The 20571-nt window shown below is 64.0% G+C and carries 14 protein-coding genes and 3 pseudogenes; 14 read left to right on the forward strand and 3 right to left on the reverse strand.

Annotated features, from left to right (window positions below):
* Positions 1 to 28: 28 nt before the first annotated feature.
* Both ACZ5KU_RS14300 and ACZ5KU_RS14305 read right to left on the reverse strand, forming a co-directional pair.
* Positions 29 to 931 (reverse strand): SDR family NAD(P)-dependent oxidoreductase, encoded by a 903-nt coding sequence (locus ACZ5KU_RS14300; RefSeq protein WP_464737339.1) that lies wholly within the window; start codon positions 929 to 931, stop codon positions 29 to 31.
* Positions 928 to 2481: a flavin-containing monooxygenase gene (locus tag ACZ5KU_RS14305; protein WP_464737340.1), complete on the reverse strand. Its 1554-nt coding sequence runs from the start codon at positions 2479 to 2481 to the stop codon at positions 928 to 930. The genes ACZ5KU_RS14300 and ACZ5KU_RS14305 overlap by 4 nt, the downstream gene beginning before the upstream one ends.
* Positions 2482 to 2737: 256 nt before the next feature.
* Between ACZ5KU_RS14305 and ACZ5KU_RS14310 the strand changes: the two genes are divergently transcribed.
* From ACZ5KU_RS14310 to ACZ5KU_RS14365, 12 genes and pseudogenes are all read left to right on the forward strand, one after another.
* On the forward strand, positions 2738 to 3730 hold the full coding sequence (locus ACZ5KU_RS14310) for an alpha/beta fold hydrolase (RefSeq protein ID WP_464737341.1): 993 nt from the start codon (positions 2738 to 2740) through the stop codon (positions 3728 to 3730).
* A 273-nt stretch (positions 3731 to 4003) separates the two neighbouring features.
* Positions 4004 to 5281, forward strand: coding sequence for an alkane 1-monooxygenase (locus tag ACZ5KU_RS14315; protein WP_464737342.1), 1278 nt, complete (start codon positions 4004 to 4006; stop codon positions 5279 to 5281).
* Between the two features lie 131 nt (positions 5282 to 5412).
* Positions 5413 to 5904 carry an alkane oxidation protein activator PraA gene (gene praA, locus ACZ5KU_RS14320; protein WP_081005873.1) on the forward strand — a complete coding sequence of 164 codons (492 nt, stop codon included), beginning with the start codon at positions 5413 to 5415 and terminating at the stop codon, positions 5902 to 5904.
* 141 nt (positions 5905 to 6045) lie between these two features.
* Positions 6046 to 6549, forward strand: coding sequence for an alkane oxidation protein activator PraB (gene praB, locus ACZ5KU_RS14325; protein WP_464737343.1), 504 nt, complete (start codon positions 6046 to 6048; stop codon positions 6547 to 6549).
* Between the two features lie 115 nt (positions 6550 to 6664).
* Entirely contained in the window at positions 6665 to 8107 is a 1443-nt protein-coding gene (locus tag ACZ5KU_RS14330; protein WP_464737344.1) for an outer membrane protein transport protein, read from the forward strand.
* A 212-nt stretch (positions 8108 to 8319) separates the two neighbouring features.
* Positions 8320 to 10868: pseudogene (locus tag ACZ5KU_RS14335) on the forward strand (acyl-CoA dehydrogenase).
* A gap of 30 nt (positions 10869 to 10898) precedes the next feature.
* Positions 10899 to 12250: pseudogene (locus tag ACZ5KU_RS14340) on the forward strand (3-oxoacyl-ACP reductase).
* 3 nt (positions 12251 to 12253) lie between these two features.
* The gene (locus tag ACZ5KU_RS14345; RefSeq protein ID WP_464737345.1) at positions 12254 to 13138 is read left to right on the forward strand and encodes a MaoC family dehydratase; all 885 of its coding nucleotides are present in this window, start codon (positions 12254 to 12256) and stop codon (positions 13136 to 13138) included.
* Between the two features lie 64 nt (positions 13139 to 13202).
* Positions 13203 to 14500 (forward strand): annotated as a pseudogene (locus ACZ5KU_RS14350) (acetyl-CoA C-acetyltransferase).
* A 21-nt stretch (positions 14501 to 14521) separates the two neighbouring features.
* Positions 14522 to 16228, forward strand: coding sequence for an AMP-binding protein (locus tag ACZ5KU_RS14355; RefSeq protein ID WP_464737346.1), 1707 nt, complete (start codon positions 14522 to 14524; stop codon positions 16226 to 16228).
* Positions 16229 to 16572: 344 nt separating this feature from the next.
* On the forward strand, positions 16573 to 16977 hold the full coding sequence (locus ACZ5KU_RS14360; RefSeq protein WP_010445713.1) for a TraR/DksA family transcriptional regulator: 405 nt from the start codon (positions 16573 to 16575) through the stop codon (positions 16975 to 16977).
* Between the two features lie 312 nt (positions 16978 to 17289).
* Entirely contained in the window at positions 17290 to 18903 is a 1614-nt protein-coding gene (locus tag ACZ5KU_RS14365) for a methyl-accepting chemotaxis protein (RefSeq protein ID WP_054062257.1), read from the forward strand.
* A gap of 33 nt (positions 18904 to 18936) precedes the next feature.
* On the opposite strand, the gene ACZ5KU_RS14370 is transcribed toward ACZ5KU_RS14365, so the two are convergent.
* Positions 18937 to 19350 (reverse strand): hypothetical protein, encoded by a 414-nt coding sequence (locus ACZ5KU_RS14370; protein ID WP_464737347.1) that lies wholly within the window; start codon positions 19348 to 19350, stop codon positions 18937 to 18939.
* Between the two features lie 521 nt (positions 19351 to 19871).
* Here ACZ5KU_RS14370 and ACZ5KU_RS14375 point away from each other — a divergent pair.
* Together ACZ5KU_RS14375 and ACZ5KU_RS14380 are read left to right on the forward strand one after the other, a co-directional pair.
* A complete protein-coding gene (locus ACZ5KU_RS14375; RefSeq protein WP_081005987.1) occupies positions 19872 to 20342 on the forward strand; it encodes a hypothetical protein in 471 nt (156 codons plus the stop codon).
* The gene (locus ACZ5KU_RS14380; protein ID WP_054058951.1) at positions 20339 to 20542 is read left to right on the forward strand and encodes a hypothetical protein; all 204 of its coding nucleotides are present in this window, start codon (positions 20339 to 20341) and stop codon (positions 20540 to 20542) included. The genes ACZ5KU_RS14375 and ACZ5KU_RS14380 overlap by 4 nt, the downstream gene beginning before the upstream one ends.
* The last annotated feature ends 29 nt before the right edge of the window (positions 20543 to 20571 follow it).

A 20571-nucleotide genomic window follows, 5' to 3' on the forward strand; every position in this document is an offset into this window, starting at 1 on the left:
GCCCTCCTGAAATGTCGGTTGGGGGCGGTCAGATTCCGCCCGAGTCCTTGACGTCGTAGCCTGCGGCCCTGTTCTTGCGGCGGCCCAGGGGCGACAGGCGCCGGGTGAGGAACACCACCAGGGCCTGGTAGGCGCTGGGCAGCAGCCGGACGAACAGGTCCAGGGCGTGGGCGTCACGGCCGATCAGCACGCGGCGGCGGTTCTTGCGCACGCCCTGCAGGATCACCCTGGCGGCCTGTTCGGCACTGGTGATGAACAGCTTCTCGAAGTCGGCCCGGGCCTGTTGCTCGCTGTCGATCAGCAGGCCCTTGACGTTGTCGCTGATGCGGCTGGAGCGGGCGATATCGGTACGGATGCCGCCCGGGTGCACGCTGGTGGCCGAGACGCCGTAGTTCATCAGGTCGAGTTCCTGGCGCAGCGCTTCGGTAAAACCGCGCACGGCGAACTTGCTGGCGTTGTAGCCGCTCATGCCCGGCTGGGCGAACAGCCCGAACACGCTGGAGGTGTTGACGATATGCCCCTCGCCGGACTGCCTGAGGTAGGGCAGGAAGGCCTGGGTGCCATGCACCACGCCCCAGAAGTTGATGCCGACGATCCACTCCAGGTCTTCCAGGCTCATGCCCTCGATGGTGCTCGACAGCGCCACGCCGGCGTTGTTGAAGATCAGGTTGACCTGGCCATGTTCGGCGGCTGTGGCTGCGGCCCAGTCGAACATCGCCAGGCGATCGGCCACGTCGAGCACCTGCGAGCTCATGCGCAGGGGCAGCAGCGCCGCGGCGCGGGCCAGGTGCAATGTCTGTTCCAGGCCGGCGGCGTTCTTGTCGGCCAGCGCCAGGTGGCAACCCTCGCGGGCCAGGGCAATGGCCAGTGCGCGGCCCATGCCGGAAGCGGCGCCGGTGATGGCGGCGACCTTGCCGTCGAATGTCTTCATGAGTGGCTGCCTTGTACGGGTTCGATGGCGGCGGGCGCGGCAGCGGCGGGGCGCTGATGGCTGTCGCCGAAGGTGAGGTAGTCGCGCAGCTCGAAGTGCCGCGTCGCCTGGCGGAAACGCCAGGTCGAGCCCGGCCAGAGCGTGGTGTTCTTGCCGGTGCGCGGGTCCAGGTACCAGCTGCGGCAACCGCCGGTGGACCAGATCGCCCGCTTGAGCTGCTGCTGCAGCCGGCTGTTGTACCGGCTTTCGACCTGGGGCCGGACCTCCAGGGCGCGGATCCGCTGGTCGCGCATCTGTTTCAGTGCCTGGAGGATGTAGTCGACCTGGGCCTCGATCATCAGGATCATCGAGTTGTGCCCCAGGCCCGTGTTGGGGCCGATGATCAGGAACAGGTTGGGGTAGCCGGGCAGGCAGGTGCCCAGGTAGGCGTGGGCACCCTCAGCCCAGGCGTCCATGATGTCCTCGCCGTTGCGGCCGATCAGCAGGCCACGGGGTAGCGGTTCGGTGGCCTGGAAACCGGTGCCGTAGATCAGGCAGTCGACCGGGTGGCGCACGCCATCGGCGGTGACCACGGCATCGGCCTCGATCCGCTGCACGTCCTGGGTCACCACCCTGACGTGGCTGCGGGTCAGCGCCGGGTAATAGTCGTTGGAGATCAGGATGCGCTTGCAGCCGATGGTGTAGTCGGGGGTCAGGGCCTGGCGCAGGGTCGGGGCCGCGACCTGCTTGTGCAGGTGGCGCAGGGCGACCTTCTGCACCAGTTTCATCAGCCTGGGTTGGCGGGCGAAGGCGATCACCCGGCTTTCGAGCAGCCAGTAGATGGCCGAACGGGCCAGGCGCTGGGTGAACGGCAGGTGCTTGAACAGCCAGCGCTCGGCGTCGGACAACGGGCGGTCGGGTTTGGGCAGGATCCACGGCGGGGTGCGCTGGAACAGGCTCAGGTGCGCCACCCGCGGGGCGATCTGCGGCACGAACTGGATGGCGCTGGCGCCGGTACCGATCACCGCGACACGCTTGCCCTCCAGTGGGTACTGGTGATCCCAGTGTTGGGAATGAAAGCTCTTGCCGGCGAAATTCTCCAGCCCCGGAATATCCGGCAATGCCGGGCGGGACAGCCCGCCCATGCCGCTGATCAACACCCGGGCGCTGACCTCGCGGCCATCGGAAAAGCTCAGGTGCCAGCGTTGCTGCGTCTCGTCGTACACGGCCTGCTGCAGCTCCATGTTGTAGCGCAGGTGCGGCGTCAGGCCAAAGTCCCGGGCGCAGCGCTCCAGGTAGGCGCGTATTTCCGCCTGGGGCGCGAACTGCCGGCTCCAGTGCGGGTTGGGTGCGAAGGAAAAGGAATAGACATGGGACTGCACATCGCAGGCGCAGCCCGGATAGTGGTTGTCCCGCCAGGTACCGCCGAGCGAGTCGGCGCGTTCGGCAATGAAGAAATCGGCCATCCCGGCCTCTTTCAGCTTGATGGCCATGCACAGCCCGGCAAAGCCGGAGCCGATGATCACGATATCGACCGATTCGCGGCCTGGGGGTGACGAGTACGCATTCATGGTGTGTACCTCGATTGTGGCGACGCCTGACCGTCAGTTTCGTCGTTTGGGGAAAACCCGGTGTTGCACAATTAAATTATTTGTTTTAAAAATTAATTTAAATAATTTACCTGAAAATCTCACCTACGCTAGTGGTCTGTACGAATTGACCGACTCACCCGACCGATGGGAGTCGCGAAACAGGCGCCGGGAGATAGCCACGGCAGGAGCCAATACCGGTTTCTGGCCGGGTGCAGGGAGGCAGAGGGTTGAAGTCATGGGATGGGGCGTAGCAGCGGTGGCTTTTGTGCTGGGCAGTGTCGGACTCTGGGCCACCAGCAACCGGATCAATCGTCGGATCGAACAGGCCGTGCCGCCCGATGGGCGTTTTATCGAAGTCGACGGCGAGCGCCTTCACTATGTGGATGAAGGCAAGGGCCCGGTGCTGGTGATGATCCATGGCCTGAGCGGTTGCGGGCGCAACCTGACCCATTCGCTGTCGCCCCGGCTGTGCGAGCAGTTCCGCGTGATCACCCTGGATCGCCCCGGTTCCGGTTATTCGAGCCGCTCTCGCGGTGCGGGTGTCAGCATTACCGCGCAGGCCAGCCTGGTCGCCCGTTTCATCGAGATCCTGCACCTGGACCGGCCACTGGTCGTCGGGCACTCCCTGGGTGGCGCGCTGGCACTGGCCCTGGCGCTCGATCATCCACAGCGGGTGTCCGGGCTGGTGCTGGTGGCTCCCTTGACCCATCCGCAGCGCATGCTGCCCCTGGTGTTCCTGTCACTGGGGGTCAGGCCCGACTTCATCCGGCGCTGGTTCGCCCGGACCCTGGCGGCGCCCATGGCCATGCTCGGACGCGGCAGCCTGCTCAAGGCGGTGTTCGCGCCCGAACGGCCGCCGGCGGATTTCTCCGAGCGCGGCGGCGGCCTGCTGGGCATGCGCTCCGGCAACTTCTATTGCGCCTCCAGCGAGATCGCCACGGTCAACGACGATCTGCCGCGGATGGTCCGGCGCTATCCGCAGCTCGACCTGCCGGTGGGGCTGATCTACGGCGCGCAGGACGAGGTGCTGGACTATCGCCGGCACGGCGAGTCGATGGCGGGCCTGGTGCCCGGCATTCAAATGGACATTCTCGAGGGGCGAGGGCACATGCTGCCGGTGACGGCAGTTGAGCCGGTGGTGGCCATGGTGCGCGCTGTCGCCGCTCGGGCCAACGAGCAACAAGGTACCACCCGGCAACACGAAGCAGCGGCCGCCACGCTTTCCTGAGATGGGTTTCAGGTGTGCGAGCGGCGCCACGAACGACATTCGAAATGACGCCAAAAAAAATAGTTGACGAGCTATCGAAATCGGGCTAGTTTTTTGAAAAAACGTTTTGAATGTTTTTTTTAAAAAATGCAATTGAGCGATTAGAATAATGAAAATAACGCCTTTTGAAGCATTTTCTCTGTCTACTCCTGCCCGCTGCCTGGCGCAAGATTCGGCCCGCATCTGGGCTGCATCCGCCACAGCGCCGTCCATCAGCGTCGTCCGGAGGTTGCCATGAACTCCACTGTCGCTGCACCTGGCATCTGGACGGATGGCAAGCGTCACCTGTGGTGGCTCGGCGCCTTGCCCATGGCAACCCCGGTGCTGTCCGGCATCTTTGCCCTGGTCACCGGCGTTCAATCGCTGTGGTGGAGCGGGGTGGTGGTGATCTTCGGCCTGATCCCGATGATCGACGGCCTGCTCGGCGAAGACCGCAGCAACCCACCGGAAACCATCGTTCCTGACCTCGAAAAACAGACCTACTACCGCTGGATCATCTACGCCTGTGTCGCCCTGATGTGCCTTTCCGTGGTCACCACGGCCTGGATGGCCGCCGGTGGCATCGACTGGATCATCGGCGGTGGCCTGACGCAACTGGTCCAGGCCCATCACCTGCAGGGCGGCCTGGCCGGCCTGCTGGGCTACATCACCGAGCGGGCCCAGGTGCATGGCAGTATCGGCTGGTTCACCTACCTGGGCATGGCGATGTCCACCGGGGCGGCGACGGGTATCGCGATCAATATCGCCCACGAGCTGGGCCACAAGACCCGGCCGCTGGAGCAGTTCCTGGCCAAGGTGGCCCTGGCACCGACCTTCTATGGGCACTTTTTCGTCGAACACAATCGCGGTCACCACGTACGGGTGGCGACGCCGGAGGATCCGGCCAGTTCGCGCCTGGGCGAGAGTTTCTGGAGCTTCCTGCCCCGTTCGGTCTGGTTCAGCCTGCGCTCGGCCTGGCACCTGGAGCGCGAGCGCCTGCACAAGCAGGGCCTGCCGACCTTCCACTGGAAAAACACGGTGCTGACGGCCTGGCTGTTCAGTGTGGTGCTGTGGGGCGTGCTGATCGCCTGGTTGGGTGTGGCGGTGATTCCTTTCCTGATCATCCAGGGTATCTACGGGTTCTCGCTGCTGGAAGTGGTGAACTATGTGGAGCATTACGGCCTGTTGCGTCAGAAGTTGCCCAATGGTCGTTATGAACGTTGCTCGCCCCGGCACTCCTGGAACAGCAACCGTATTGTCACCAACATCTTTCTGTTCCAGTTGCAGCGCCACTCCGATCACCACGCCTATCCCACCCGCAGTTACCAGGCACTGCGGCATTTCGACGAGTCGCCGCAACTGCCCTACGGCTACGCGAGCATGATCGTCTGGGCCTACGTGCCGTTCCTCTGGCGGCGGCTGATGGATCACCGGGTGCTGGCGCACTATGCGGGTGATGTGCGCCTGGCGAATCTGCAACCTTCCAGGCGAAAGCAGTTGCTTCAACAGTACGGCACTCGCTACACCGATTGAATTGAAGAGTTGCATTGAATGCGTACTTGAAAGTGCGCATGACGGGAGTGGCTTGCCCACTTTCGGGGGCTGTTTGCAGCCGTGACAAGTTGACCGGATAAAAACAATAAGTAACGGGAAGGATGTCGACCATGCACAAGGTTCTGTTGACCGTTCGTGTCGTTGCCGCGCTGCTGGGGCTTTCCCAGGTGGCGCCGGCGTTTGCCGCGGCGCGGATCGAGCCGGCCAATGCCGAGTTCACCGCCAAGGGCCCCATCAGTTTCGCCAAGAGCATCATCAGTGCCGATTGCACCATCCAGGTCAGTGGCCGGATCAGTGCCGACGGCAGTTATGTCAGCGTCGAGAAGGTCGGTTTCGACGGCGGCCTCAAGTGCGGCCAGGTCGAGGCCACGCACCTGCCCTGGAAGCTGATCGCCAAGGATGAAACCAGCGGTGCGATGTCGGGTATCCAGGTCACCGTGCATGCGCCGCTGGTGGGCGGCGACTGCGGGCCGACTACCGCCGAAGGCAGCTGGAACAACAGCACCGGCAAGCTCCAGGCGGCCAACGTGGCGCTGGACGGCGGTTGCACCATCAAGACGGTTTCGATCCAGATGCCGCCGACGTTCCGGGTAGTCCCCTGAGTCGGCGGTGGTTCAGGCCACAGCAGAATTTTGAAGTTTGGCTGAAAGGGAAGCTCGGTCGTGGTTGCGGTACTCCGTGTCGTCTCAAAAGGCCATTAACCCCGGCGAAATGAATCGCCATACATGTGAGGAAAAACAACAATGAAAGGCATCAAGACTCTCGTGTCTGCAACTGCAATCGCTGTCTGCATGGGCGCTGCATCCATCGCATCCGCCGCAACCATTGGCCCGAATGGTCCGTTTTCGGCCACGGGTACCATCACCGTCAAGTCGCCGTCGTCGTTCCAGGCTCCGGTGACCTGCCCTGTCACCGCGAGCGGCACAGTCGCCAATGGGGTTGCCACGATCACCAGCTTCAGCACTGCCAGCGGTAGCGGTCTGTGCCAACTGCCGCAGTTCAAGAACCTGCCTTCTCCAGGCTGGGTGATTACTGCCGCCAGCACCACCGCCGGTACCATCGCCAACGTGGGCTACACCATCAGCAGCCTGCCATCGACCAACTGCGGCCCAAGCACCATTAACGTGACCTGGACCGCCACGGGGACGGTCGGTGGCACTCTGAGCGCTACCAACCAGGCGCTGAGCGGTAACTGCACCGTGTCTTCGCTGTCTGTCAGCGCTCCGACCATCAGCATCACCCCTTGAGGCTGGGTACTCCGTAATGGGCTGATCACCCGCTGAAAGACAGGCGCCTCGCAAGAGGCGCCTGTTGAGTGCTAAGCGCTACGGCGCAGCGGTAGATAATAATAAGGAGTGGGGCATGAATAATAAGAAACAGCAGTTGCATGTAGCGATTGGACTGGCACTGCTGGGCAGTGTGATGGCATCCGGTTCGGTGCAGGCGGGTGGCTTTCAGACACCGACCTATGGTGCGCCAGGATGGGGGCGGGCATTTGGTGGTGGTTCGTTGTTCAAGAACGATCCTTCGGCGGCGTTCAACAACCCGGCTGCCATGGCATTCATCGATCAGGCGGTCGTGCAGCAGACCGTGGACTACGCGCGAATCAGCATCAAGTACAAGGGAACGGCCAAGGATTACACCGGCCAGCCGACTTCCAACACGACGACTGACCCACTGACCGGCGCTCCCGTTTTCAACGAGCGTACTGGCAATGGTGGTCAGGCAGGTTTTACAGCCTGGTTGCCTACCGGTTTTCTGGTGATGCCGATCAATGACCGGATCAGTTTCGGTCTGAGCCAGGTGGTTCCCCAAGGCATGAAAAGCACTTGGGATCAGGATTGGAAAGGACGTGATTTTGCCGTGGACACCAAAATTGAGACGGTCGGAGTGACTGGATCTCTTTCGTTCAAGGTGAACGATCAGTTTTCGTTGGGTGGTGGCCTCATCGTCCAGCACAGCAGTGGTTTCGTCAGCCAGAACATTGACCTTCTGGCAGCAGCCTCTCTCTCCCCCAACTTCGGTGGAGTTCAGCTTCCATCGGGCATGGGGCAGTCCCTGATTCGGGTGAAGGTAGACAATACTTCGGTGGGCTGGTTTACCGGGGTGGTCTGGAAACCGACCGAGGTCGATACGATCGGCCTGAACTATCACGCCAAGATCAAGAACAAGATGGAGGGCAAATACAACATCTACGCGGATGAGACCTCCAGGGGCCTCATGACCCAGCCTTTCGGGCCGAATGGGGAGACGCTGGTCGAGTTTGCCTATCCTGGACTCAAGCTGTTTCCCGATGGGGCCAACGCCTCGACCCAACTGGACATTCCCGCCACTGCGGCACTCGACTGGGTTCACCAGTTCAACGACAGGTTCACCCTGGGGGCCAGCGTCAACTGGACCGAGTGGTCATCGTTCAAGAACCTGACGCTGAAATCCGATGGCAATACGCTGGTTGCCATTCCCTACAACTACAAGAACTCGTGGATGCTCTCGCTGGGCGGCGACTACAAGGTCACCGATGACTTCACCTTCCGTGCCGGTGTGGCCCGTGACCAGACGCCAACCCGCAATTCGACCCGCGACCCGCGTATCCCCGACGGGGACCGCTGGTTTGCATCGCTGGGCTTTGGCTACGAAATCAGGGCGATACCGGGCCTGAGTGTGGACGGTGCGTATTCACGCCAGTTCGTGGAAGAGGTCAAGCTCAAGACCCAGAACCAGGATCGTCTCGGTGGCGCCTCGCTCGACGGCAAGGTCAACAGCAAGGGCGAAGTGGTCAGCCTATCGGCGACCTATCGTTTCTGAGGCATGCACTGAAGTGATCTGAGCGCGCATTTTCACTCCTTTTACTGTTCATTGAGGCTGAACCCGTTCGGCCTCATTTTTTTGCCCATGAAATAAATAAATATTTAAAAATAAAATTTGAAACGCGTGCGCTTCATTTGTAAGGTGATCTTCGAGAAGGCGCTGAATCCCGCCCTCGCTGGTTGTCTCGTACGCAAAGAGAGAGGTATTCCATGATGGTATGGTTATTGGCAGGGCTCGTTGCCGCCCTCGTACTCGCCTATCGACAGGCTGCGGCCGTTCTCTGGCTCGGCGTTGCCGCAGCCTGGCTGGCCGGCGGCTATCTGTTCAACGTGGTCGGTCCGCTGGGGGCGGCGGTGGCGGCGATCCTGGTCCTGCTGCCCGCTGGGGTGCTGGCCATCAAACCGCTGCGTCGGGTCTTGCTCAGCAGCAAGGCTCTGGCGCTGTTTCGCCAGATCATGCCGGCGATGTCCGATACCGAGCGCGCCGCCATCGAGTCCGGCACGGTGTGGTGGGATGCCGAGCTGTTCAGCGGCAAGCCGAACTGGGAGCGCCTGCTCAAGGCCGCTCCGGCGAGCCTGAGCGCGGAGGAACAGGCGTTCCTCGACAACGAGGTGGAAACCCTCTGCGACATGGCCAACGACTGGGAAACCACCCAGGTCTGGCAGGACATGTCGCCCCAGGCCTGGCAATACACCAAGGATGCCGGCTTTCTCGGCATGATCATTCCCAAGCAGTATGGCGGCAAGGGTTTCTCCCATTACGCCCATTCCCAGGTGGTGATGAAGCTGTCGACCCGCTGCTCGGCGGCGGCGATCTCGGTGATGGTGCCCAACTCGCTCGGCCCGGCCGAACTGCTGCTGCACTACGGCACCGAGGCCCAGCGCCAGCACTACCTGCCGCGGCTGGCGCGCGGCGAGGACATTCCGTGCTTCGCCCTGACCAGCCCGTACGCCGGTTCCGATGCCGGGGCCATCCCGGATGTCGGCATCGTCTGCAAGGGCCAGTTCGAGGGCGAGCAGGTGCTGGGCTTCCGGGTTACCTGGGACAAGCGCTACATCACCCTGGGCCCGATCGCCACGGTGCTCGGCCTGGCGTTCCGCGCCGAAGACCCCGAGGGCCTGCTGGGGCGCAAGGGCAGCCTGGGCATCACCTGCGCGCTGATTCCCACCAGCCATCCCGGCGTGCAGAGCGGGCGCCGGCACTGGCCGCTCAATGCGGTGTTCCAGAACGGCCCGACTCAGGGCAAGGACGTGTTCATCCCCCTGGAGTGGGTGATCGGCGGCCGCGACCAGGTCGGCAACGGCTGGCGCATGCTGATGGAATGCCTGGCCGCCGGGCGGGCGATCTCGCTGCCGTCGGCCAACGTCGGCCTGAGCAAGATCGCGGTGCGGGGCACCAGCGCCTATGCGGCGATGCGCAAGCAGTTCGGCCTGCCCATCGGCAAGTTCGAAGGCGTGCAGGCCCCCTTGGCGCGGATGGCCGGGCACCTTTATGCCTGTGACGCGGTGCGCAAGGTATCGGTGGCCTCGCTGGATGCCGGGGAAAAACCGTCGGTGATCTCGGCCATCGCCAAGTACCACGTCACCGAGCGTGCCCGGGCGGTGGTCAATGACGGCATGGACATCGTCGCCGGCAAGGGTATCTGCATGGGCCCGAACAACTTCCTGGCCCGCGCCTACCAGCAGAGCCCGATCGCGATCACCGTGGAAGGCGCGAACATCATGACCCGCTGCCTGATCATCTACGGTCAGGGGCTGATCCGTTGCCATCCCTATGTGTTCCGCGAAATGGAAGCTGCCCGCGCCCAGGGCCGTGCCGGCCTGGACGCGTTCGACAGTGCAATGTTCGGCCATATCAGCTTCGTCGTCGCCAACACCGTACGGGCGGCGGTCCATGGCCTGAGCGGCGGGCGACTGCTCAAGGCCCCGGCGAAAACCGACAAGGCGCTGGCCGCCTACTACCGGCAGATCGAACGGCTGTCGGTGGTGCTGGCGCTGGCCTCGGATATCTCCATGGGCGTGCTGGGGGGGCATTGAAACGCAAGGAAAGCATCACCGGTCGCCTGGGCGACATCCTTTCGCAACTGTACATCCTGTCCTGCGTGCTCAAGCGCTTCGAGGACGACGGGCGTCCACAGGGCGACCTGCCGCTGGTGCACTGGGCTGCCCAGGATGCCTTGCTGCGTGCCCATGAGGCCCTGGCCGAAACCCTCGACAACTACCCGTCGAAGGCCGCGGCGCGGGTGATTCGTGCGCTGAGCTTCCCGTTCGGTATCCCGCTGCGCAAGCCGTCCGACCGCCTGCTCGGCGAAGTCGCCGAACTGGTGCAACAGTCGGGTGCGAGCCGCGATCGGCTGCTGGCCGATTCCTATATCCCGCAACCGGACATCGACAAGCTGGCCTATGGCGAACTGGCCTTCCGCCTGCTGCCGCAGGTGGAACTGATCGAGGCGCGGCTCAAGACAGCGGTCCGCGACGGGACCATTGGGCCGCTGCCGATCTCCCGCGAGGCCTTTGTGGTCTGGCGTGCCAAGGCCCTGGAACTGCAACTGATCAGCGCCGAGGAGGAGCAGTTGCTCGAACGCTACGTCGAGTACGGCGACCACGCGATCCAGGTCGACGACTTCCCGCAGGACTTCGGTCTGCTCGAAGCCCTGCAACGGCGCCAGGCGCACTTCGAGCAGGCCGCCAAGCCGGCGGCCAGGCGGCGTGCGGCGGTCAGCGAAGGCACGGCTGTCGCTGACGACAGCAGCTATTGATCTTTCTCGGGTCTGGAACGGAATTCTTTCATGTCTGACAGTTATCTTGCTTTCGTCAATTCGCCCTGGGGGCGGCGCCTGGCCCGCTCGGTCGGCTTGCCGCAACCGTTGCCGCTGCAGCGCTACCGGCAGGGGCAGGTGGGCAACCATCTCAATCCGGTGGTCTTGGCGGGGGCGCCACAAGGCCGGTTGCTGGGCGAGTTGCAGCGGATCTTCGCCGCTACCGAGACGGTGGCCGCCGCCCCGGCGAGTGTCGAGGCTCCCTCCACGGTCAAGGTCCAGGGCCTGGTGTTCGATGCCAGCGGCCTGGCCGATATCGCCCAACTGGACGAGTTGTACCGGTTCTTCCATGCCAATGTCCGGCGCCTGAGCCAGCACGGTCGCGTGCTGGTGCTGGGCACGCCGCCGGAGCACTGCGGGGAACTGGCCCAGGCCGTGGTACAACGGGCCCTGGAGGGCTTCGTGCGCTCGCTGGGCAAGGAGCTGCGCAAGGCCATCACCGTGCAGTTGCTGTACGTGGAACCCGGTGCGGAAACGGAAATGGACAGCAGCCTGCGCTTCTTCCTGTCGCGCCGTTCCGCCTATGTTTCCGGCCAGGTGGTGCGCATCGCCGAGGCGGTGGATGTGCCCAAGGCCGTCGACTGGCAGCGGCCGCTGGCCGGACGCCGGGCGCTGGTCACCGGGTCCTGTCGCGGTATCGGCCTGGCGATCGCCCAGGTGCTGGCCGGCGAGGGCGCCGAGGTGGTCTGCCTGGATATTCCACCGGTCGAGGCGCAGTTGCAGCAGGTGGCCGGTTCACTGGGGGCACGGCGCTGGCCATGGACATCACCGCGCCGCAGGCCGCCGAGCGCCTGCTGGCCTTTGTCGGGGAGCACGGGGCCTTCGATATCGTCGTGCACAACGCCGGCATCACCCAGGACAAGACCCTGGCGAAGATGACCGAAGCGGCCTGGTGCAAGGTCATGGCGGTCAACCTCGAGGCGCCGCTGCGACTGAGCACGGCGCTGCTCGAAGGGCAGGGGCTCAACCCCGGCGGGCGGATCGTCTGCGTGTCGTCGATTTCCGGGATCGCCGGCAATCTCGGGCAGAGCAACTATGCCACCTCCAAGGCCGGGGTGATCGGCCTGGTGCAGGGCCTGGCGCCATTGGCCGGGCGGCAGCAGGTGACGGTCAATGGCGTGGCGCCGGGGTTCATCGAGACCCAGATGACCGCGAAGATCCCGCTGCTGATCCGCGAGGCGGGGCGGCGGATGAACGCCATGTCCCAGGGCGGGCAGGCCGAGGACGTGGCGCAGACCATCGCCTGGCTGGCACACCCGGCTTCCGGCGGGATCAACGGGCAGGTGGTCCGCGTGTGCGGGCAAAGCCTGCTGGGGGCCTGAACCATGAACGCCGATTCGACCCTTCGTATCATCGATCCGGTGCCTTCGACCGGCCAGTTGCTGTGGAGCGGCTTGCGCAGCCTGCGCAAGCCCAAGGTCGAGGGGGCGCCGCGCCTGCCGCAGGAGCGGCTGGTACGGCCGGCGGTGGAACTGCGCGCGGCGGATATCGAGCGTTACGCCCGTGCCTGTGGCTTTCGCCGCGAACACGGGGTGCCGCTGTCCTTCGTGCACACCCTGGCGTTTCCCCTGCACCTGCTGTTGCTGACCAGTCCGGCGTTTCCCTGGCCGGCCAGCGGCATGGTGCACCTGGCCAATCGCATCCGCCAGTACCGGCGGCTGCACGAGGGCCAGGCGTTGCGCCTGCAGGTGCATTGCGAACGCTGGGTGGCGCACCCCAAGGGGCAGGCGCTGCTGATCGTCAGCCAGGCCCATGGCGATGGCCGCCTGGTCTGGGAAAGCGAGAGCCTGTACCTGCGCCGGGGTGTCGCCGCGCCGGTCGGCGAGCCCTGGCAGGGTGAGCTGGAGCCGGATGAACAGGCATGGGTCCTGACCCAGCGCTGGCCGCTGGCGGCGGACCTGGGACGGCGTTTTGCCCGGGTGTCGGGCGATCACAACCCGATCCACACCTCCTGGCCAGGCGCCCGGCTGTTCGGCTTCAAGCGGCCGATCGCCCATGGCATGTGGACCCTCGGCCGGGCCCTGGCGGCGCAACAGCCACCGCGGCCCCTGGACGCGGCCGGGCTCGACTGCGAGTTCAAGCTGCCGATGTTCCTGCCCGGCAGTGCGACGTTATGGAAGTTGCCGTCCTCCGAGGCGCGCCAGGCCTTTGAAGTGCGCACGGCGGCGGGCGACAAACCGCACATGCGTGGGGTGCTCACGCTCACTTGAACACGCCGCCCGCTTCCACAGGAAACACAAGAGACAAGGGCCAGTGTATGGAAGGAAACTCCGCATGACCGAATACAGTTTCACCCCGGCCCCGGTACGACGGGTCGCGATTCTCGGCGGCAACCGGATTCCGTTTGCCCGCTCCAATACCGCGTATTCCCATGACAGCAACCAGGACCTGCTGGCCGCCGCCCTGCAAGGGCTGGTCGAGCGCTTCGGCCTGCATGGCCAGCGCCTCGGCGAGTTCGCCGCCGGTGCGGTGATCAAGCATTCGCGGGACTTCAACCTGGCCCGCGAGACGCTGCTGTCCACCACGCTGGCGCCGCAAACTCCGGCCTATGACATCCAGCAGGCCTGCGGCACGGGCCTGGAGGCGGCGCTGCTGGTGGCCAACAAGATCGCCCTGGGGCAGATCGAGGTCGGGGTCGCCGGCGGCTCCGACACCACCTCGGATGCGCCGATCGGCATCAACGAGTCGTTGCGCCGAATCCTGCTGGAAGCCAATCGCAGCAAGGATACCCTGGGCAAGCTGCGCAGCCTGCTCGGCATTCGCCCGTCGATGTTCTTCAAGCCGCTGCTGCCGCGCAATGGCGAGCCGCGCACCGGGCTGTCCATGGGCGAACACTGCGAACAGATGGCCAAGCGTTGGCAGATCAGGCGACTGGCCCAGGATGAGTTGGCCCTGAGCAGCCACCAGTCGCTCCATGCGGCTTATCAGCGGGGCTTTTTCGACGACCTGGTCACCCCGTATCGGGGACTCCAGCGCGATAACAACCTGCGCGCCGACGCCAGCCTGGAGAGGCTTGCGGGGCTGGGACCGGCCTACGACAAGCGCAACGGCACCCTCACGGCCGGCAACTCGACGCCCTTGACCGACGGCGCCTCGGTGGTGCTGCTGGCCAGCGAGGCATGGGCGGCGGCGCACAACCTGCCGGTGCTGGCCTACCTGCGTACCGGCGAAACCGCAGCGGTGAATTTCGTCGATGGCAGCGAAGGGTTGCTGATGGCCCGGCCTACGCCGTGCCACGAATGCTCGCCCGCGAAGGCCTGAGCCTGCAGGACTTCGACTTCTACGAGATCCACGAAGCCTTCGCCGCACAGGTGCTGTGTACGCTCAAGGCCTGGGAGGATGCCGACTATTGCCGTGAGCGGCTGGGGCTGGAGGCGCCGTTGGGCTCCATCGACCGCAGCAGGCTCAATGTCAATGGCGGTTCGCTGGGTTGCGGACATCCGTTCGCCGCCACCGGCGGCAGGCTGCTGGCGAGCCTGGCCAAGGCCATCGACCAGCGCGGTGGCGGCCGCGGGCTGATTTCCGTGTGTGCCGCTGGCGGCCTGGGCGTGACGGCGATCGTCGAAAAATAAAACAACAACAAGGAGACTGCCATGAGTGTCGCGAGCCTGCAGAGTACCGAACGTGTCTGGGTGAAGGCCTACCACCCCGGCGTGCCGGCGGATGTCGAGGCCGAGATCGACCGTTACCCGTCGCTGCGCGAGGTGTTCCTCGAACATGTGGAGAAGTACCGCCAGCGGGTGGCCTACGTCAGTATCGGCACCGAGATGGGCTATGACGAATGGGAGCGCCGGGTCTTCGCCTTCACCGCCTGGCTGCAGTCGCGCGGGGTGAAGAAGGGCGATCGCGTGGCGTTGATGATGCCCAACTGCCTGCAGTACCCGATCTGCCTGTTCGGCACCCTGCTGGCCGGCGCCGTGGTGGTCAACGTCAACCCGCTGTATACCGCCCGCGAGCTCAAGCACCTGCTCAAGGACAGCGGCGCCGAAACCCTGGTGATCTTCGAGAACTTCGCCCACACCCTGGAACAGGCGATGGACGGCAGTTCGCTGAAGAACATCGTGGTGGCGGCCATCGGGGACCTGGTCGGGACCTTCAAGGGCGCTGCGCTGAACTTCGTGCTGCGCCATGTGCAGAAGCAGGTGCCACGCTTCGACCTGCCGGGTTCGATCCGTTTTCCGGCGATGCTGAAGCAGGCCCGCGGGCTGAAGGCCAGGCCGGTGGCACTGGCCCACGATGACATCGCCTTCCTGCAATACACCGGCGGCACCACCGGCGACGCCAAGGGCGCGATGCTCACTCATCGCAACATCCTCGCCAACCTGATGCAGGCCAAGGCCTGGGTCGGCGACCAGCTCGACGAGAACCGGCAGGAGACCAACGTCACCCTGTTGCCGCTTTACCACGTACTGTCGCTGACGGTGAACTGCCTGATGTTCATGTGCCTGGGCGGGCGCAACATCCTCATTGCCAACCCGCGGGACGTGAAACGGGTGCAGATGATCCTGCGCAAGGAGAAGTTCAACGGCATCGTCGGGGTCAACACGCTGTTCAACGGCCTGCTGGAAAACGACGAATTCCGCGCCCGGGACTTCTCCGACCTGAAGCTGGCGATCGCCGGCGGCATGGCCACCCACACCGCCGTGGCACGGCGCTGGCAGGAGGTGACCGGGGTGCCGATCATCGAGGGCTACGGGCTGACCGAGTGCTCGCCGGTGGTGAGCATCAGCCCGATCGATATCAAGCGCATGCGCGAGGGCGAGTTCAGCGGGACCATCGGGGTGCCGTTGCCGTCGACCTGGGTGCGCTTCGTCCGCGAGGACGGCACGCTGGCGGAAATCGGCGAGGAGGGCGAGCTGCAGGTACGTGGGCCACAGGTCATGAAGGGTTACTGGAAGCGCCCGGACGAGACGGCCAAGGTCCTTGATGCTGACGGCTGGCTGTCAACCGGGGACATCGGGGTGATGAACGCGCAGGGCTTCATCCGCCTGGTGGATCGCAAGAAGGACATGATCCTGGTGTCGGGCTTCAACGTCTATCCCAACGAGATCGAGGACGTGGTGGCGCTGCATCCGGGCGTGGCCGAGGTGGCGGCGATCGGTGTGCCGGACCAGGTGACCGGGGAGCGGGTGAAGATCTTCGTCGTGCGGCGGGATCCGGGTTTGACCGAAACGCAGTTGCTGGCGCATTGCCGGGAGTTCCTGACCGGCTACAAGGTGCCGAGGATCGTCGAGTTCCGGGTCGAGGAACTGCCCAAGACCACGGTGGGCAAGGTATTGCGCAGGGCCTTGCGCGAATAGTGGCAGTCGAGGCCGCGCGCAGGGTTGGCGCCTGTGGTGCGGCCATTCCCGGCCCGCTGGCCACTGCCGTCCGTCTCCCGGCTGCAGGCAGGCCAGGGAATTTCTTGTTATAAAAGCATTCCGATCCCCCGTATACAGGGCTTCATCGCGCCTGTTCGGGGCGATCGAAACGATTTTGCTGTCATTTCTGTTGCTGACTCGATAACTCGGCCTTAGACTGCCGCCCCTCGTAAATTGAGTGCCGGGTGGCGCTTGGAATGGACGGCGCCTTTCTGTGCATCCCCTCAGGTGCCCAGAACGCTCCCTAATTCGCCTTAATGCACGTATTTTCTATAGAGAAATCAATGACAAAGGAAAAGTTGCTGGCCATGCCGGCGGACGACTACATGAACGCCGAGCAACTGGCTTTCTTCACCGAACTGTTGCAAGCCATGAAAGTAGAAACCCACGAGCGTATCGAGCAGAACCGTGTCGCCATCGAAAGCCTCGATACTCCGGCAGACCCGGCCGACGCCGCGTCCGTTGAAGAAGAGCGCACCTGGCTGGTGAACGCGATCGATCGCGACCAGCGCATGCTGCCGCAGCTGGAACAGGCCCTGGACCGCATTCGCGACGACTCCTTCGGCTGGTGTGACGACAGTGGCGATCCGATTGGCCTCAAGCGCCTGCTGATCAGCCCGACCACCAAATACTGCATCGAGGCGCAGGAGCGTCACGAGCAGATCGACAAGCACCAGCGCCAGGCCTGATCGGCCTCCTGATGCCCGCGGCCTCGTCGGGGTGCCAAAGCGCCCCGATGCAAGCGCCGATAGACGCCGTACCCGACGCCCCGATACGATCGGCTGCGAGCACTTCGCCGCGCGGGTACGGCGTGCAGAGTCCCGACCCGGCCGCTCGTCAGTTCCTGCGGTGTTGCCCCTGAACCCTCTCACGTTCTCCAGCGCCGCCCGGTCCCCTGGATCGTTCCCCTTCGCCGATTACCACTAATGGACCATGGATAATGGCCGTGTGATGGCGTTTAATGAAGGAAAACAATCAAAAGCCGAGAGTGGGTAACGCCTATGTCTGGAGAAGGAATTCTGTCCGGGGTTTTCGCGCCATTGGAGGCGCAGTCGAAGTCGTCCCCACGCTGGCTCGTACCGCTGCTGCAGAGCATCGGGCTGGCGCTGCTGTTGTCGGCCATGGCCTATGCCAACTGGTCCCTGGGCGTCTGCCTGCCGTTGGCGCTGCTGCTGGCCTGGTTGCCGCTGTTGCGTCCACGTCCGGCTGCCATTGCCGCCCAGGCCGAGGGCGATGCGCTGGGCGAACTGACCCGCGACCTGTCCTATGCCACCAGCCATAACGCCTTGTCCGCCGCCGGTGTGGCCTTTGCGGTCAAGCAACTGGCCGGCAAGCTGCAATCGCAACTCGATGCCGCGGCGCAGATCGTCAGCAGCGCCGAACGGGTGATCGACACCGAGCAGGCCACGTCGCAGCTCAGCCAGCAGGCGCTGGGTTCGGCCAGCGAGGCGCGGCAGAGCAGTGCCGAGGGGCACGCGGTGCTGTCGGAGTCGATCAGCCGCATGCACCAGCTCAGCCAGCGCGCGGCGGCCAGTCGGCAACTGATCGAGGCCCTGAGCCAGCGCAGCGAGGAAATCCAGCGAGTGACCCTGGTGATCCAGGCGATCGCCAGCCAGACCAACCTGTTGGCCCTCAATGCGGCCATCGAAGCGGCCCGTGCCGGCGAGCACGGACGCGGTTTCGCCGTGGTGGCCGACGAAGTGCGTGGCCTGGCCGGGCGCACCGCGGCCGCCACCGATGAGGTCGGGGTGATGGTCGCCGATATCCAGCAGCGCACGGCACAGGTGGTGGAGCAGATCCAGCAGTTGTCGGTGGACCTGGAGAGCGGTGTCGAGCAGGTCGAACACACCGGCCGGCAACTGGAAAATATTGCCCAGCTGGCGGCGGGCGTGGAAAGCCAGGTCAGCGAAATCGCCCACGGCGCGCAGAACAATCGCGAGCAACTGGGCAGCCTGTTCAGTGCCGTAGAGCAGATGCGCGGCGACCTGTCGATCAGTGACCAGCAAACCCGGCGGCTGGCCGAGGCTGCGGTACAGATGGAAGGGCAGGCCGAGACCATCAGCGAACGGCTGGCCGAGGTCGGCCTGGACGATTATCACCAGCGTGCCTACGACCTGGCGCGCGAGGGCGCGGCGCAGATCGCCGCCCGCTTCGAGGCCGATATCGAGCAGAACCGCATCAGCCTCGAGGATCTGTTCGACCGCAGCTACCAGCCCATTGCCAACACGTCACCGACCAAGTACCAGACCCGCTTCGACCGTTACACCGACCAGGTCTTGCCGGCGATCCAGGAGCCGCTGCTGAGCCGTCATGAGGGTCTGGTGTTCGCCATCGCCTGTACCCCGCAAGGCTACGTGCCGACCCACAACCAGGCGTTTTCCCAGCCGTTGACCGGGGATGCGGCCAAGGACGCCCTGCAGAACCGCACCAAGCGCAAGTTCGATGACCGCACCGGCATTCGCTGTGGCAGCCATCAGCAACCGGTGCTGCTGCAGACCTATACCCGCGATACCGGCGAGCTGATGCACGACCTGTCGGTGCCGATCATGGTCAAGGGCCGGCACTGGGGTGGCCTGCGCCTGGGCTACCGGCCGGAAAGCGCGCCGCACAAGTGACCGCTGGCCCCGCGCCTGATGGGGGCGGCGCTGTCAGACGGTCGTGTTGACCATCCCGGCCAGCAGTTTCTGCGCCATGAACAGCGCGATATTGACACTGCTCAAGGCGCTGTTGAGCGCCATCACCTCGGCCCGGGCCGGCTGGAGGGCCGCATTGCGGGCCTCTTCGCTGCGGTAGCGGGCCTTTTTCAGCGCTGCCAGGCGGGTGTTGGCCCGCCGCAGTTTCTGCTGCAGTTGTTCGATCTGTTTCTTCAACTGCTTGACGCGGTTTTTCGCCGCCAACTCATTGCCGGCCAGGCTGTTGCCGGCAGACACGGTGTTGAAGTCGCTGTCGGCGTCCTCGCCGAGCAGGGCGCGAATCGACAGGACCGGCGCCGCATCCTCGGTGTCGTCGCTGCGGCTGGTCAGCGAAGGCATGGGGATCGCGAGTGGATTCAGGCTGATCATCATGGACTCCGTTCAATGAATGCCTGCCCTTGTATCGGCATCGTTACCGGGTGCTTGAGCGGCCATACTGCGGAAATCGCCGGTTCCATGCCGCAAGGGATTGCCAGGCCGGCAATCGGTCAGTACTTTTTGTCTTGTCTGATACCACTTGACGGTGGTTTGATTGGCAGTGACGGGTCGACGTGTTCTAAAATCGAAGTCGTGCCCCCGATCGTTGTTCTGGGGGGCTTTCAACTTGCACGTCGGAAACTTCGCTTTTTCAGAAAGGTCATCTCCGCAACTTCACTGTCCCACTGGCTGGCGTCAGCGATATGCGGTGTTTTCCTTCACACCCTGGTGAGTATTCGCAGAAGTAACGGGGCTTTTGATCCATTAGTCTCTCTGTGTCTTTTCACGCGACCTGCGCGGGGTCGACACGCAGTCATCAGGGTTTCCAGTGAGTAACCGTCGGCAATGACCGAAGGACTTGTGCTGCCTGCTCCCTGCCGGGCGGCTTCATTTTTGGGTTTGAGGGCTTTTCGTTGGCAGTCAGTAATCTGGATATGCACGCATTGTTCGTACTGGGCGACCTGCGGGCAAAGCTGGTCAAGCAGTTTCAATCACGTTTCGTCTACATCACCGAACAAACCGCCGAAGGCATCTATATCGCTGAAATCGACACTGAAACGGCGATGGTCGTCGATGACAAACAGCGTCTTGAACTGAAAGTCGGCGATCATTTCCGCGCCTCGGTACTGCCCAGTCGCGAAGGTGGGAAGTTCGATATCAAGTTTCGCGAAATCAAGCTGACGGTCTATGGACTGGGCGATTACGCCTATGTCACCTGCGAACAGGGCCACGGCATCCTGTTCAAGGAAGGCCATACCGTGGTGATGGTGTTCGCGGCCCATGAACAGCTGCAGGAAGGCCTGACCAAGACCCTCAAGGACGTCACCCGAAAGGCCGCGAAGTGGCGCAAGGGCGAGCTGACATTCAAGGCCAGCGAGCAATGAGTGGCGGCAGGGCCGGGTTTCATCAGCAGCACCTGGAGCAGGCCCGCCGCGATGCCCGGCGCCTGTTCGAACGCAAGGGCGAGTTGCAGGGCGCCTGGTTGCCATGGGTCGCTTCACAGCTCTATGCAATGACCCCGGCCGAATACGCCAGCATGGTCCGGCGCGAGTTGCAGCAACTTCAGACGCACGCTACGGATTGAAGCGCGCCGTGATTGTCAGGGAACCTCTA

Source organism: Pseudomonas sp. Tof1 (assembly GCF_055390395.1).

Coding starts and splice junctions, on each gene's coding strand:
- ACZ5KU_RS14345 (WP_464737345.1), top strand. CDS start 12,254: ATGAACGCCGATTCGACCCTTCGTATCATCGATCCGGTGCCTTCGACC.
- praA (WP_081005873.1), top strand. CDS start 5,413: ATGCACAAGGTTCTGTTGACCGTTCGTGTCGTTGCCGCGCTGCTGGGG.
- ACZ5KU_RS14365 (WP_054062257.1), top strand. CDS start 17,290: ATGTCTGGAGAAGGAATTCTGTCCGGGGTTTTCGCGCCATTGGAGGCG.
- ACZ5KU_RS14305 (WP_464737340.1), bottom strand. CDS start 2,481: ATGAATGCGTACTCGTCACCCCCAGGCCGCGAATCGGTCGATATCGTG.
- ACZ5KU_RS14310 (WP_464737341.1), top strand. CDS start 2,738: ATGGGATGGGGCGTAGCAGCGGTGGCTTTTGTGCTGGGCAGTGTCGGA.
- ACZ5KU_RS14360 (WP_010445713.1), top strand. CDS start 16,573: ATGACAAAGGAAAAGTTGCTGGCCATGCCGGCGGACGACTACATGAAC.
- ACZ5KU_RS14330 (WP_464737344.1), top strand. CDS start 6,665: ATGAATAATAAGAAACAGCAGTTGCATGTAGCGATTGGACTGGCACTG.
- praB (WP_464737343.1), top strand. CDS start 6,046: ATGAAAGGCATCAAGACTCTCGTGTCTGCAACTGCAATCGCTGTCTGC.
- ACZ5KU_RS14370 (WP_464737347.1), bottom strand. CDS start 19,350: ATGATCAGCCTGAATCCACTCGCGATCCCCATGCCTTCGCTGACCAGC.
- ACZ5KU_RS14315 (WP_464737342.1), top strand. CDS start 4,004: ATGAACTCCACTGTCGCTGCACCTGGCATCTGGACGGATGGCAAGCGT.
- ACZ5KU_RS14300 (WP_464737339.1), bottom strand. CDS start 931: ATGAAGACATTCGACGGCAAGGTCGCCGCCATCACCGGCGCCGCTTCC.
- ACZ5KU_RS14355 (WP_464737346.1), top strand. CDS start 14,522: ATGAGTGTCGCGAGCCTGCAGAGTACCGAACGTGTCTGGGTGAAGGCC.
- ACZ5KU_RS14380 (WP_054058951.1), top strand. CDS start 20,339: ATGAGTGGCGGCAGGGCCGGGTTTCATCAGCAGCACCTGGAGCAGGCC.